The sequence below is a fragment of the Streptomyces sp. NPDC104106 genome, assembly GCF_055584345.1.
On sequence record NZ_JBVJMF010000020.1, the window covers coordinates 1 to 12,598 of the forward strand.

13 protein-coding genes and 4 pseudogenes are annotated in these 12,598 nt (G+C 68.7%); 8 read left to right on the top strand and 9 right to left on the bottom strand.

The features are described 5' to 3' along the window. Window positions 1-155 precede the first annotated feature (155 nt). Window positions 156-320: pseudogene (locus tag ACZ60X_RS34570) on the top strand (transposase); the annotation flags it as partial. After that, window positions 315-899, top strand: coding sequence for an LLM class flavin-dependent oxidoreductase (locus tag ACZ60X_RS34575; RefSeq protein ID WP_469607474.1), 585 nt, complete (start codon window positions 315-317; stop codon window positions 897-899). The pseudogene ACZ60X_RS34570 and the gene ACZ60X_RS34575, both read left to right, overlap by 6 nt. Before the next feature lie 29 nt (window positions 900-928). Here ACZ60X_RS34575 and ACZ60X_RS34580 read toward each other — a convergent pair. Both ACZ60X_RS34580 and ACZ60X_RS34585 read right to left on the bottom strand, forming a co-directional pair. Next, window positions 929-1,992 (bottom strand): annotated as a pseudogene (locus tag ACZ60X_RS34580) (helix-turn-helix domain-containing protein). Window positions 1,993-2,075: 83 nt separating this feature from the next. Continuing rightward, window positions 2,076-2,297, bottom strand: coding sequence for an alpha/beta fold hydrolase (locus tag ACZ60X_RS34585; RefSeq protein ID WP_469607161.1), 222 nt, complete (start codon window positions 2,295-2,297; stop codon window positions 2,076-2,078). Between the two features lie 406 nt (window positions 2,298-2,703). Between ACZ60X_RS34585 and ACZ60X_RS34590 the strand changes: the two genes are divergently transcribed. Continuing rightward, complete coding sequence (locus ACZ60X_RS34590; protein ID WP_469607163.1) at window positions 2,704-2,991, top strand: hypothetical protein; 288 nt, start codon at window positions 2,704-2,706, stop codon at window positions 2,989-2,991. A 429-nt stretch (window positions 2,992-3,420) separates the two neighbouring features. On the opposite strand, the pseudogene ACZ60X_RS34595 reads toward ACZ60X_RS34590, so the two are convergent. Continuing rightward, window positions 3,421-3,792 (bottom strand): annotated as a pseudogene (locus tag ACZ60X_RS34595) (IS630 family transposase); the annotation flags it as partial. 94 nt (window positions 3,793-3,886) lie between these two features. Next, a complete protein-coding gene (locus ACZ60X_RS34600) occupies window positions 3,887-4,915 on the bottom strand; it encodes an aldo/keto reductase (RefSeq protein ID WP_469607165.1) in 1,029 nt (342 codons plus the stop codon). Between the two features lie 106 nt (window positions 4,916-5,021). Between ACZ60X_RS34600 and ACZ60X_RS34605 the strand changes: the two genes are divergently transcribed. Then, window positions 5,022-5,960: a helix-turn-helix transcriptional regulator gene (locus ACZ60X_RS34605; protein WP_469607167.1), complete on the top strand. Its 939-nt coding sequence runs from the start codon at window positions 5,022-5,024 to the stop codon at window positions 5,958-5,960. A 115-nt stretch (window positions 5,961-6,075) separates the two neighbouring features. On the opposite strand, the gene ACZ60X_RS34610 is transcribed toward ACZ60X_RS34605, so the two are convergent. Next, complete coding sequence (locus ACZ60X_RS34610) at window positions 6,076-6,336, bottom strand: arylsulfotransferase family protein (RefSeq protein WP_469607172.1); 261 nt, start codon at window positions 6,334-6,336, stop codon at window positions 6,076-6,078. Between the two features lie 100 nt (window positions 6,337-6,436). Then, window positions 6,437-6,778: a hypothetical protein gene (locus ACZ60X_RS34615; RefSeq protein ID WP_469607174.1), complete on the bottom strand. Its 342-nt coding sequence runs from the start codon at window positions 6,776-6,778 to the stop codon at window positions 6,437-6,439. Between the two features lie 992 nt (window positions 6,779-7,770). On the opposite strand from ACZ60X_RS34615, the pseudogene ACZ60X_RS34620 reads away from it, so the two are divergent. Both ACZ60X_RS34620 and ACZ60X_RS34625 read left to right on the top strand, forming a co-directional pair. Then, window positions 7,771-7,863: pseudogene (locus tag ACZ60X_RS34620) on the top strand (cupin domain-containing protein); the annotation flags it as partial. Window positions 7,864-8,249: 386 nt separating this feature from the next. Then, the gene (locus ACZ60X_RS34625) at window positions 8,250-8,693 is read left to right on the top strand and encodes a large conductance mechanosensitive channel protein MscL (RefSeq protein WP_469607177.1); all 444 of its coding nucleotides are present in this window, start codon (window positions 8,250-8,252) and stop codon (window positions 8,691-8,693) included. Window positions 8,694-8,771: 78 nt separating this feature from the next. Here ACZ60X_RS34625 and ACZ60X_RS34630 read toward each other — a convergent pair whose 3' ends face one another. Continuing rightward, complete coding sequence (locus tag ACZ60X_RS34630; RefSeq protein ID WP_469607180.1) at window positions 8,772-9,605, bottom strand: PIG-L family deacetylase; 834 nt, start codon at window positions 9,603-9,605, stop codon at window positions 8,772-8,774. Between the two features lie 262 nt (window positions 9,606-9,867). On the opposite strand from ACZ60X_RS34630, the gene ACZ60X_RS34635 reads away from it, so the two are divergent. Continuing rightward, the gene (locus tag ACZ60X_RS34635) at window positions 9,868-10,569 is read left to right on the top strand and encodes a class I SAM-dependent methyltransferase (protein WP_469607183.1); all 702 of its coding nucleotides are present in this window, start codon (window positions 9,868-9,870) and stop codon (window positions 10,567-10,569) included. Between the two features lie 120 nt (window positions 10,570-10,689). On the opposite strand, the gene ACZ60X_RS34640 is transcribed toward ACZ60X_RS34635, so the two are convergent. Together ACZ60X_RS34640 and ACZ60X_RS34645 are read right to left on the bottom strand one after the other, a co-directional pair. Continuing rightward, on the bottom strand, window positions 10,690-11,025 hold the full coding sequence (locus tag ACZ60X_RS34640; RefSeq protein ID WP_469607185.1) for a hypothetical protein: 336 nt from the start codon (window positions 11,023-11,025) through the stop codon (window positions 10,690-10,692). A gap of 182 nt (window positions 11,026-11,207) precedes the next feature. Further along, entirely contained in the window at window positions 11,208-11,666 is a 459-nt protein-coding gene (locus ACZ60X_RS34645) for a transposase (RefSeq protein WP_469607187.1), read from the bottom strand. A 35-nt stretch (window positions 11,667-11,701) separates the two neighbouring features. Between ACZ60X_RS34645 and ACZ60X_RS34650 the strand changes: the two genes are divergently transcribed. Further along, window positions 11,702-12,310: a YdeI/OmpD-associated family protein gene (locus tag ACZ60X_RS34650; RefSeq protein ID WP_469607190.1), complete on the top strand. Its 609-nt coding sequence runs from the start codon at window positions 11,702-11,704 to the stop codon at window positions 12,308-12,310. The last annotated feature ends 288 nt before the right edge of the window (window positions 12,311-12,598 follow it).

Genomic DNA, 12,598 nt, shown 5'->3' on the forward strand with positions numbered 1-12,598 from the left:
CGCAATGCGGAAACCCGCACGCCGGACAAAAGACCAGCCCCACCGCGGGCCCCGGCCGTCCAGAAACCCAACAGGCCCTGCACGAGCGCAGCGAAAGAGCACCGGCAGGTCGGCGAGTGCGATGTCCGCCACCGGTGAGGGCTCCGCAGCCTTTGGACGTCGACGGCGTCGGGCCCGACAGCGCCGCTGCCTTGCTGATCGCCGCTGGCGACAACCCCCAGCGGTTGGCCAGCGAGGCGTCGTTCGCCGCTCTATGCGGCGTCAGCCCTGTCGAGCAGTCTTCCGGGAAGACCCAGCGTCGGAGGCTGAACCGCTTGGGCGTCGGCACCGGCTGGAACCCCGACGAGTTCACCGCCGTAGGCGTACCCGCCCGTGAACGCGGTGCACGCACCGACGACCACCTCGCCGCCGCCAAGGCTCTGTGGACCCGACGTCCCGCAGACTTCGACGGACCGTTCACGACACCGCAGGAGGCGCGCTTGGGAGTGCCTCCGGTCACCGTCGGTGGTCCGCCCGTGTGGATCGGCGGCCACAGCGACGCCGCCCTGCGCCGTGTGCTGCGGTTCGGCGACGGCTGGTATGGCACCGGCGCCGATGCCGCGGAGGTCAGCGATGTCCGGCGCCGCCTGCATGACCTCGCCGGCGACACAGGGAATGCAGACCAACTGATGCTGGCTTCGGCCGCGTTCCTTACTCCGCCCCGTGTCTCCGCGGTGGTTCCGCCACCGGGACGACCACTCGGCGGTGCTGCGCCCACCGCAGCGAGCGTCGCCGTCGATCTCAGGCGGCTCGCCGAGGCAGGGCTCACCGCTTGCACCCTGTGGCTGCCTGTCGCGGCGGAGCATGTCGAAAAGGCGATGGAGTGGATCGCAGCCGAAGTCACCCCGCGACTCACCTGATGCCGTAGCGGGGGAGGCCGCCGGGTTGATCAAGCCGCCGAGCAGAGGGGGCGTCCGCCCCAGCGGATGCCCTTCTCACTGCGGATGCGGGCACGTTCCTTGCGCTGGGCGGCGAGTATGTCGGGGTGGCGGGCGTTGGCATTGCGCCACCGGAGGTAGGCGTGTAGGGCCCGGGCCTGGACGGTGTGGTTGGGGTGGTTCGAGTTGGCGACGGTGAACTGGCGCAGCGGTCCGAAGTGGGCCTCGATCGGGTTGGCCCAGGAGGCGTAGGTTGGGGAGAAGCACAGCTTGTCCAGGATCACGTAGATCGGGGCGCCATCCGGCCGGGCGGCACGGATCGATTTCAGAGCGGCCAACGAATTGGTCGCACCTTTCTTGCGGCGGTTGACGCCCCAGAGGGTGTCGTCGCCGACCGAGTAGCAGCCATGGAAGTAGCGCACGCCGTGGGTGCGGTGATACGTGGCGGGCAGCCGGTCGGGGCGCTTCTGGGCGGCCCAGCCCGAGCCCGCGGTGGGCCGGATGCCGAGCGGGCCGAACTCGTCGAAGGCGAAGACCCGGTCCGGGAAACGATCCAGGACCTCCTCGATCCGGTCCAGTTTCGCCTCGCGGTCGGGATCGGGGGACTCCTTCCACGTCTTGGTGCGCTGGAAGGTGACGCCGCGGCGGGCGAGCAGGCACCGTAACGCCTCACGGCCGATGCGGATCACACGGCCGTGCACTTCGGCAGATACGCGGCGAGTTTGCGGATCGACCAGCGGGTGAAGGGCTGGCCGAGCTTGACCGGGCGGGTCGTGGCCGTCCGGATGACGAAGTCCTCTTCGTCATCGCCGAGTTGGCGGGGACGGCCTCCCGCCCACCGAGGGTCCAGGCAGGCCAGGCCGATCTCGTTGAACCGGTGGATCACATCCCGGACGGTGTCCTCGTCGGCCTGGACCAGCTGGGCGATCACCGGCACGCGGTTCCCGCCGGCCAAGGCAAGCAGCATCATCGCTCGCCGGTAGCGCACCGCGCTGGTACTGCCCCGGCGCACGATCTGCTGCAGCTTCTGCCCTTCCTGATCGGTCAGTCTGCGCACACGTACAGGTTCAGCCACCGAGCCTCCACCGGTCGAATGGACATCACCGCCCATCCAACCGCGACGACCACCAACCCGGCGAACCTAATGCGGTCACAGCACTAGGTTCGGGGCCCGTCCACCACCGACAGCCGTCCAGTGAACTCGGCGAAGGCGGCCCGGACGTCGGCCGGGTTCTCCACCCAGGGGAAGTGGTCGGCCCCGGCGATGGTGCGGCGCAGGACGGCGGGCCCGGCGAACCGGTCGTCCTCGTCCCACAGGTGCTGGGCCACGACGTGGTCCTCGGCACCGGCGAGGATCAGCACCGGGAGGCGGTGCAGCACCCAGCGGGCGGCGTAGCCGGCGTCTTACTCACACCCTAAGGTCGCCGACCGGTAGCCGTGGGAACCGCGACCACGGTCCGGCTCTGGTCAAGGCCGACGCGTCCGGCCGGGATACCCGGCTTCGCGCGCCCTGCAAGATCCGAAAGAGAGGGCCTGGCCTGCCGAACCGAGGACGGGACACGGGGCCGGCGTCGATCCCGCGCCGGCACTGTGCTCGTCCGCTGGGGACCGGGCGGCCGGGGACCGGTCCGGGACGGCCGAAGGAGCGTGCCCCCTCCCCCAGCACGCCGCAGTCGCGCTTTTGAGCCAGTACTCGCAGGTAGCGGTACGTAAGGCCGTCATACGGGGGATGATCGCGGTTGTGCCCCGCAAAGACATGTCCTGCAGCGTGCGGTGGGAGATCCTCATGCACGAACCGTTCAGCGGCGTGTGGATCTGCAAGGACTTCGGCCGTGCGACCACCAGCGCAGATCCCTGTGAACTGGGTCGGGCCCTCCTCGCCGCCTACCTCGCCGACCGGTCTACACGGGGCGAAACCTTCCGCGTCGTCGTCCGCGCCGACAACGGCAACCAGTCCGACATCACCACCGACCAATTCCCCGAGCCTGGCTGGAAAACGGATCCGGCCATCTGCCAGGCGCTGCCCGCCTATCTGCGCAACGCCCTGGCCTGCCCCCGGCAGACCATGACGTGATCCGATGACCACCACGCGCTGCGCCGCCGCCTGGACCCCCTGCAGACGCCGTCGAGCTTCCTCTGCAGAGAGGGCGAGCCGGTCCGCGCGGAGGAAGCCGGGGACCTCCTACGGGCATGCTGCGCGACGCCCGGGCCACCGCGACAGCGGAGCGAAAATGGCCACGCGAGGCCATCGACACGCTCAGCCGAACTGCGCCCTGACGCACTCCGCAATCGAACGACTCCGGCACGGCCCCAAGCACCGTCTTCAGCGCCTCCTCGACCACACCCACCCGCTCCCGTGGGCGCCCACGGCCGGAACAAGACACCGAGCCGGGGCGCGCCCCAGCGGTCGGCGATCATCCAACAGGCCGGCCAGCCGCCGCTCACAGGCACGCATCGGCCCCGCTTCCAGCCCCATGTCCTCGTCCAGGAGGAGGCACGGCGGTGCCCATCCGGAGCCGGTGGCGGGTCGGATGCCGGCGGGCCGAACTCGTCGAACGCGAATACCCGGTCCGGGAAGCGGGCCAGGACCTGTCCGATCCGGCCGAGCTTGGCGTCGCGGTCGAGGTCGGGAGATTCCTTTCCAGGTCTTGGTACGCCGGAAGGTGACACCCCGGCGGGCTAGCAGGCACCGTAACGCCTCGCGGCCGATACGGATCAGGCGGCCGTGGACTTTTCGGGGGTAGGCGGCGCCCTTTCGGCTGGAGCAGCGGTGAAGGGCTGGCCGAGTTTGGTCGGTCGAGTGGTGGCAGTACTGGACGACGAAGCCCTCGTCGTCAGGACTGAGCAGGCGGGGCCGGCCTCCCGCCCCCCGGGGGTAGTGACTCATTCGCTGTGCCTCACACCAGCCGGGGGCGACACAGGCACAGGCACAGGCACAGGCACAGGCAAGGCTCCGGCCGGAGCCGACGTCATGCCGCCGCGCCCTCGACGGCCGGTCGGCGGCGCAGTTCGGGGCGCTGGAGGGCTGGCGGCTGGTAGGCCATGTCGAGCGTGCCGGTGTCGGTGCCGGGCGGCACGATCGCGTCGATCCGGTCCAGCACGTCGTCGGTGAGGGTCACGTCGACGCCCGCGAGCAGGTCGTCCAGGTGTTCCATGGTCCGCGGTCCGAGGAGGGCGGACGTGACGCCCGGGTGGGCGAGCACGAAGCCCATCGCGAGGTGCGTGAGCGGCAGGCCCGCCTCCTCGGCCAGCGGGATGAGCTGCTCGACCACGTCGAGCCGGCGGTCGTCCCTGAGGTGCCGGAAGCCGTACCTCGACCGGTGCGTCGCGGCCTCCTGGCCCTTGCGGTACCGCCCCGTCAGCAGGCCGCCGCCGAGGGGCGACCAGATCAGGGTGCCCATGCCGAACTCCTGCGCCACCGGGAGCACCTCGCGCTCGATGCCCCGGTTCAGGATCGAGTAGACCGGCTGCTCGGTGCGGGGCCGGGCCAGCCCGCGCCGCTCGGCGACCCAGTGGGCCCGGACGATGTCGGAGGCCGGCAGGGCAGACATGCCGAAGGTGCGGATCTTGCCGGCCCGCTGCAGATCGGTGAGGGCCGCCAGGGTCTCCTCGATGTCCGTGTCGGGGTCCGGGCGGTGGATCTGGTAGATGTCCACGTAGTCGGTGTCGAGGCGGCGCAGCGAGTCCTCCAGCGCGCGCACCAGCCAGCGCCGGGAGGCGCCCTGGTGGTTCGGCTCGTCGCTCATCGGGTTCCGGGCCTTGGTCGCGAGCACGACGTCGGCCCGCCGTCCCTTCAGCGCCCGGCCGACGATCTCCTCCGACTCGCCGTGCGCGTACATGTCGGCGGTATCGACGAGATTGATGCCGGCGTCGAGCGCCCGGTGGATGATGCGGACGCAGTCGTCGTGGTCGGGGTTGCCGAGGGCGCCGAACATCATCGCGCCGAGGGCGTAGGGGCTGACCTTGATCCCGGTCCGGCCGAGGCTGCGGTAGCGCATGATGTCTCCTTCAGGTCTTCCTGCTGTGTCGCTGACACCAGCCTGTCTGCCCTTTGCCGGACTATGAATACTTGTGCATCCAGATTTCTTGCGCGAGAGTACGAACATGGATCCCGACCGACTCTCCGAGGCACTCGACCTGGTCGAGGTGCGCAGCGTGCTGACCGGCGGTATCGCGGCCCGCGGCGGTTGGTGGGGCCGCGGCCCGCTGGCCGATCCGGTCAAGTTCTTCGCGATGGTGAGCGGGCGCGCCCGGCTCACCACCGACGGCGTCGTCGAACCGATCGACCTCGTGGCGGGTGACGTGGCAATCCTCACCGGGCGCTCGTGGGTGGCCTTCGAGGCCGGCGCGGCACCGCGCCACGAGGTTCAGCCGGAGTCGGACTTCTCCACCGCCCGCTTCGCGGGCTCGGACCCTGCCGTCGACGACGTCGTGATCGGCGGGTGCGTCCGTGTGAACGAGGCCGGGCGGACGCTCCTGCTGGAGTCGCTTCCGGCGGTGGCCCACATCCGGTCCTCCGCCGCCGGAGACGGGGACCGGCTGCTCGCCGCCCTGCTGCGGCTCTTCGACGAGGCGACCGGCGACCGGCTCGGCTCGGCCTTCGCGATCCGGCAGTACGGCCAACTGCTCCTGCTGGAGGTGCTGCGCTGCTACGTCGACCAGACCCTCCTGCCCTCCGGCTGGTTGCGCCTGCTCGTCGACGAGCGCCTGCGCCCCGCCGTCGACCTGCTTCACGGCCGCCCCGAACACGCGTGGGGGCTGGAGGAGTTGGCGCGCGCCGCCGCGATGTCCCGGAGCACATTCGCGGAGCGGTTCCGCGAGGCCGCCGGTGTACCGCCGCTCACCTACCTGGGCCGGTGGCGCATGCTGCTGGCCCAGCGCGCGCTGCGGAACGGCGACGCCCGCGTCGCGGCGCTCGCCGCCGAGCTGGGCTACGGCTCGGAGAGCGCGTTCAGCACGGCGTTCAAACGCGTTGTCGGGGAGTCGCCGCAGCGCTACCGAGCGCGCGTGCGCCAAGAGGCTGTTCCGAGCGCGGGCCGGTGAGGGAGATCAGCCCTGAGCGGAGCCGACGCGCCTCGGGTACCTATCCCGGGCTCGGGAGAACTCGCAGGATGTCGCACCGTGGGCGGGAGGCCGTCCCCGCCTGCTCAGAGCCGGCCTACGTCCAGGGGAAGCGGTACGCGCGATAGCTGTTCACGCCCGTGGGGAACCGACGCTTGAACACGACCTTCCCCGAGGCGTCGAATTCGGAGACGTAGGGAAGCGACCCCCATCCGACGAACGCCCCTCGCCGCCGGACCGGCTGCGCGTTGCCCCGGGAGGACGCGCTGAGGCGGTCCGGCTGGTTCACGGACTTCACCAGCGTTGCCGTACGCGCCCTCTCGTCCACGCGGACGGTGACGACGCGGCTGATTCGCATCGATCTGCCGGATGCACTTGACCTTGCCGCTCTTCTCCAGATCGGGCAGCTCGCGGTTTTCCCAGGTGTTGCCGTCACGTACGCACTTGCCCTTGACCACTCACGCCTGGTCCGAGGTCTGCCGCGCGAATTCGGCCGAGGCGAACCTCCAGATCTCCTTGGCCTTGTTGTCCGGAGTGTCGAACGGCAGCCTCTTCAGGCCCGCGTCCGCGAGGCGCATGTCCAGAGTCTTCTGGTGACGCTGCCGCGCATACTTCTCGACCAGCTTCTTGACGCTGTCGTCCTCGCTCTGGCAGGAGCCGATCCGCCCGGTCCAGAAGAGGTTGCCGGCGGGCTCACCAGACACCGCGGCCCGCACTTGGTCCTGTGTGGATATGTCTGCGGCGCTCACGTTCGGGGCCAGAGCGCCCTGCCCGAGACCGAGCAGAGCGCCGATCACCATGAGCGTCAGCCATCTGCGCCACGCCGGCCGCCAGCGGCCACCGCGCCGTGCGGGGATTCGCCGTCAGTTCGCGAAGCACCCCGCTCCCGGCCGATCGCTTACGAACGCACGCCGAAGCCCGAGCGCCGTCCTGAATTCCGCCGACCCTCGAAGCCCTGCCGGCCCGGCGCCGACGACAGCGCGTAAAGCCCGAAAGGGGCATCTGCCCGTCCTGATGCGCCCATTTGCGCATCAGGAGTTATACCTGCCGTCAGGGAGACTCCTCGGTGGGGATTGGCCGCCAGGGACGAGAGAACGAGTGGATTACGAACCTGAGTGGGTTCGTCGCCGGCGGCCCGTTGTGCGCTCTGCACGGCGACGGTCATGGCGTTCAGCGCGTGCCGGCCGTGTTCGAGCAGGGCGGCGCCGGCGGGTGTCAGAGCGACGCCGCGGGTGGCGCGGTCGAACAGTCGTACATGGAGCCGTGAAGGGACACAGTCCACTCCGGTCCTGCCTGACGGCCTGGTCGCTAGCCTGGGAGTGGCCGTGCAATATGTCGGCCTTGCCCAGGTGGATCCGGCGATTGGCCTCTGGCCGGTGGCTGTCGGCCGCCTCGCCGCAGTGCTGCTTCTGCCGCCGACCGCCTGGCGACACACCTCCGAGTTCAGGCGACCGCCAGGTCATGGGGCTGGGCCGTCCTGATCAGAGCAGAAGCCGCTCTCGGCCTCTTCCTCTATCTCTGGGCCACCCGAATACGGATGCTGGCCATCGCCGTCGTCCTGGCCTCTCTCTGCCCGGCCGTCCCGACGGCCCTCGGGCTCGCGGTCCTGCGCGAAAAGGTCACCTGTGCACAGGTGACAGGCCATCCGTACCACCGACAATGTCCCACCCAACCGACCAGATTTGCCAACAGTGTTGCTGCAATGCCGAGCTCAGGGCGTTCCGCGCGGGCGGCTATCCGATCCAGATGATGTCCAGGACGGACAGGTGCCGGGTGAGCCGTTTGATCAGTAGAAGTACTCGTCGGTGGCCGGCCGCTGACGCCACAGTCCGGCATCGACGCGATGAGCCGCTACGCGACCGGGCCCGCCACCGACCTCGCCTGAGCCCGACGGCACAGCACGGCCCGGCCACCCTCCCATCGACCGGCAGGGCGGTGGTGCTGCCGGGCACGCGCCGATCAGACCGACTGACCGTGATGACTCCGAAGTCACGGACACCCGACCGGCCGAGCGCCGCGCGGCGCCGCCCAATAGGCCGACGATTCCTCAGAAGGACAACCAGAGGGTCAGCCAGTCGGAAAGTCAGGCCCCCGAGTGTGCCATCGCCGTCACTGCCAGTCTTACCAGCACGTATGAAGTACCGGCCGCCCAGTGGTGCGTTGTCGGACTGGATGCCGTGATTCCCGCGCGTCATGCCCTGCCTCACCGCACAGGGCGGTTAACGTTCTGATTGTCAGTCAGTTGAATCGCGGCCGACGCGGAGAGGCACGATGTTCAGGGGATTCAAGAACTTCCTGATGCGGGGCGACATCGTCGTCGTGGCGGTCGGGCTGATCGTCGCACTGGCGTTCAGCACCCTCATCAAGTCGTTCACGGACAATGTGATCAACCCGATCATCGCGCGGGCGCAAGGGGGCCGGAACTTCGGGCTCGGTTGGCAGCTCGGGCGTACCGGGAACAAGGCGACGTTCCTCGACATCGGGTCGTTCATCTCGGCGGTCATCTATTTCATCATCTTCATGGCCGTCGTCTACTTCCTGATCGTCGTGCCGTACAAGAAGTTCCAGGCCCGGCGCGGTGTGGCCGCTTTCAAGGAGCCCGGTGCGGTGAAGACGTGCCCCGCCTGCCTCTCCGAGGACATTCCCACCGCGGCTAGCAAGTGTCGGTACTGCGGGACGGAGCAGCCTGCGGCGGGCACGGCGAAGCACCCCTGAGGCACGGGCACGCCGCCCGTCATACCCTCGCCTCACGGGCCTCCGCCGGCCCCTTTCCCGGCCGGCCGGGCGGGCGGATCAGCGCAGTCCGGCGAAGAGATCGTTCTCGGGTATGGCCGCGCCGGTGGCGTCCTGGACACGAACGAAGGTCTCCACACCCATCAACTCGCCGAACCTCTCCTTGCCCATCTTGAGGAAGAAGATGTTCTCGCCCTGACTGGCGTGCGCGGCCAACGCGTCGAACTTCTGACCGCTGAACCCGGTTGTGTCCACCCACGTGGTGATCTCATCGTCGGGGAGGCCGATCTCGGCCATCGCTGCGGCTTCGGCAGGATCCGGCTCCCGCATGTCCCCATGAAACTCGCGCATGATCTCGCCGAACCGCTGCATCATCGAGCGGGGCATCGTGGTCCAGTACACCTTCGGTGCCAGCGCAGTCATCTCAAGCGCCGCCATGGTGATGCGGTGGGCCTGGATGTGATCGGGGTGACCGTAGAAGCCGTTCTCGTCGTAGGTGACGACCACATCGGGTCGGTAGTGCCGCATGAGTTCGGCGAGTCGGGCAGCGGCTTCCTGCACGGGGGTCTGCCAGAAGCATCCGGGGACGTCGTTGCTCGGCCAGCCCGTCATCCCGGAGTCGGCATAGTCCAGCGTCTCCAGATCGCTGACCTTGAGGACGGCACAGCTCGCTTCGAGTTCTTGACGGCGCATCAAGGCGACCGCCGCCGGATCGTGCCCGGGATCGCCCGGCTTGACACCTCCCGGTCCGTCACCGCAACCGCCGTCGGTACACGTCACGAGAACCGTGCGGATGCCTTCCGCCGCGTACCGCGCGAGGACGCCTCCGGTTCCGGTGGCCTCGTCATCGGGGTGGGCGTGTACTGCCATGAGCGTCAAGGGCCGGTCAGTCATGAAACAGTCCTCCTGCAGAAATCGTCTTGGTCCGAGTGTCCGGCGGGCGTACCGCGATCTTGTGGCCTGGGTCCTGGTGGGGCGGACGACCTTGTGGTCCGACGTGTTCCCTGCCCGTGCGGCGCCGGTCCCTCGATGGATGCAACCCTCCCGGTCGGGCCTGCTGTTCCCGGCGCGGCCGGTTGGGCGAGTGCTGCTCCACGAGACTCACCTGCTGCCTATTGTGAGGTGAGGTGCTGTCTTACATGCAAGGAATGCCAGCATGACGAACATTGATGAACGTGCGAGGCGGGTTCGCGAGGTACGCCGCCGCCTCGCGCAGGAAGGGCCACCGCGAACGCGAGACCACGAGAGAGACTTCGAGACCGTCACGGTGCCCGAACGCCATTGCGATCAACTGCGTGACCTGATGGTCTCTGAGGGTGCCGAGAAGGTTGTCGAGATCGGTCTCGCGTACGGCAGCTCCGCACTCGCCATCGGTGAGGCTCTGGCAACCGTCGATCCTCCGCTTCCCCGGCACGTCATCATCGACCCGTTCCAAGAGCGCGAGTATTCCAACGCCGGTTGGGATCTACTACGCTCCGCGGGGCTGGACTCGATCGCCACGCTCATGCTCATCCCGTCGTCGACCGCGCTCCCGCAGCTTCTCAGTGAAGGCTTCGTCGCCGACGCGGCTTTCGTGGACGGCAGTCATCGGTTTCATGAGGTCTTCGTTGATCTCTACTTCTTGCGCAAGATCGTCCGGCCTGGAGGTCTGGTTGTCATCGACGACGACTGGTGGCCGTCTGTACACGCGGCCGTGCAGTACTTCGAGCGGAACACGGGGTGGAAGGTAATCCCCGACGCCTTTCCCGGCGAGACGATCGGCCTCGGGCCGCAGGGCGAGCAAGGGGCCCGGTGTAAGGCTTATCGCTTGCCGGACCCGCCGTTCGAGCCTTCCTTCGAGGACTTCCGCGCGTTTTGACCCGTGCAGGAGAGCATGTGCCGACCCCGGAGATAGACACCGAAGGGCTCGAAGCGATGCGAACTACCGGTAACGCAGCAAAAGGCTCAACGAGGCACCTTCTCCGCAGGTCAGGCCTCTTCACCACACCCGCAAACCCCAGCAACGACGCCACTTCGACGCTCCCCGACCAGGACACTCGTTCGTCCCGGTGAGCAACCGGCGGGTCATGCCGCCAGCACCCGCTCTGCCCTTCGGTGCCGCAACGGCAGGCCGCCCGTCGACCAGTCCGCGCGCGACGACGCTGTACTCATGGGCGAACCGGTTGCCGTCCGCCACCGACCCGCACAGCGCCCGCCGGTAGAACGCGTAGGTCACCGACTCCATCTGCTGCGGCGTCAGGCACAGCGCCAGCGGTTCGCCGGACCGTCGAACGACGCCGTAGGCACCCGACCGCTCCGCGACACCGGCATACACCCGCAACCTCCTCCCTCGCCGCCGACCGCAGCTCGCGCAGCTGCACCGCCAATCAGCTCAACCAGTCGGCAGTCCGGCTGAGGAACAACACCGGCAGCCCGAGGGCATCGACAGCCACATCGGCGGATCTGGTGAACCGGCAGCAAGCCGACGGACCTTCACGTTGCGCTGCCAAAGTCGCCCTAAAAGGGGGCTTCAGAGTTGAGCGGCGCGGAAGGTGTCCGCGGGCTCGGCGGGTGGTGACGCAGCGTGTCCGTAGCCGCTGGTTGTCGGCGTCGCGGACGCCGACAAGACGCGGCGCGGGCGACGAGCTTGATCACACGGCTGATCCCCTCGCTCTTGGCGTTGTTGCGCCCGGTGTCGATGAACGCCGCGATCTCGGGCCACCAGCGGTCGACGGTGATGGCGAGCCGGCGGACTCCGGGGATGTCGGAATCCGCGCACCAGGTGAAGCTTTTCCACCGGGCGTGGCTGACGCGGTGGCGGTCGGCGCGGGTGCGGGCCAGAGCGAGGAAGCTGCGCAGGTGCTCCTTGGCGATCCAGGCCGTCAGGGGAGTCTGCCCGATTGTCCCCTCGCCCGGCAGCGTGTTCCACTGCCTGATCGTTCTGCGGAGAGAACAGAGATGATCATGTAGGTCCACGGGCATCTTCCCTCCGGCACCGTGCCGAATGCGTCATGACAATCGCCCGGGTGTGGTTCGCTGCTGGGGTGACTCAGGAATTGGAGATCGTCGCATTCGAATCCGCCGAGGCATTCGAGGCGTGGCTCGGCGAGAACCACGCCGTCTCGCCCGGCATCTGGCTCAAGCTTCGCAAGAAGGGGCCCGGAATCGTCGCGCTGGACTACGCCCAGGCGCTCGACGTGGCACTCTGCTACGGCTGGATCGACGGCCAGAAGGCCACGTTCGACGACCAGTGGTGGCTCCAGCGGTTCACCCCGCGCAGGCCGAGCAGCAAGTGGTCCAAGGTCAACCGGGACAAGGTGGCCGCCCTGATCGAGCAGGGCCGGATGCATCCGCCGGGGCAGGCCGAGGTCGACCGCGCCAAGGCAGACGGCCGCTGGGAGGCGGCCTACGACGGCGCGAAGACCGCCACGGTACCGGACGACCTCGCGGCGGCCCTGACCGCCGACCCGGCTGCGGCGGCGTTCTTCGAGACGCTGGACCGGCAGAACCGCTACGCGATCCTCTACCGGATCCAGGACGCCAAGAAGGCCGAGACCCGAGCGCGCCGGATCGAGAAGTACGTAGCGATGCTGGCGAAGGGCGAGAAGCTGTACCCGTAGTCACGGAAATCTCTGCCAGCGATGCAACCTGGTCCACCGCCGGTTCGTACAAGCAGTCGACCGATTTTGCCGACTTCCGGAAGGTGGAGAATCTCCATGAACCACATCGCCAAGCGGGCGGCTCAGGCCGCGACGACGACCTTGGCGCTGACCGCGTCCCTGACCGCCGTCACCGCGACGGACGCGTCCGCGATCAACCAGGTCGGAGGGTCGGCGTCTGGCACGGCCACGGACCGCCGGCCGGGGACCGCCGGCCGGCCCTGCATGGCCCCGACGCCTCCAACAGAG

What these genes read in the sequence shown, in the direction of transcription:
- ACZ60X_RS34590 (WP_469607163.1), top strand. Translation starts at nt 2,704, where the DNA reads ATGCACGAACCGTTCAGCGGCGTGTGGATCTGCAAGGACTTCGGCCGT.
- ACZ60X_RS34600 (WP_469607165.1), bottom strand. Translation starts at nt 4,915, where the DNA reads ATGCGCTACCGCAGCCTCGGCCGGACCGGGATCAAGGTCAGCCCCTAC.
- ACZ60X_RS34605 (WP_469607167.1), top strand. Translation starts at nt 5,022, where the DNA reads ATGGATCCCGACCGACTCTCCGAGGCACTCGACCTGGTCGAGGTGCGC.
- ACZ60X_RS34610 (WP_469607172.1), bottom strand. Translation starts at nt 6,336, where the DNA reads ATGCGAATCAGCCGCGTCGTCACCGTCCGCGTGGACGAGAGGGCGCGT.
- ACZ60X_RS34615 (WP_469607174.1), bottom strand. Translation starts at nt 6,778, where the DNA reads ATGGTGATCGGCGCTCTGCTCGGTCTCGGGCAGGGCGCTCTGGCCCCG.
- ACZ60X_RS34625 (WP_469607177.1), top strand. Translation starts at nt 8,250, where the DNA reads ATGTTCAGGGGATTCAAGAACTTCCTGATGCGGGGCGACATCGTCGTC.
- ACZ60X_RS34630 (WP_469607180.1), bottom strand. Translation starts at nt 9,605, where the DNA reads ATGACTGACCGGCCCTTGACGCTCATGGCAGTACACGCCCACCCCGAT.
- ACZ60X_RS34635 (WP_469607183.1), top strand. Translation starts at nt 9,868, where the DNA reads ATGACGAACATTGATGAACGTGCGAGGCGGGTTCGCGAGGTACGCCGC.
- ACZ60X_RS34650 (WP_469607190.1), top strand. Translation starts at nt 11,702, where the DNA reads ATGACAATCGCCCGGGTGTGGTTCGCTGCTGGGGTGACTCAGGAATTG.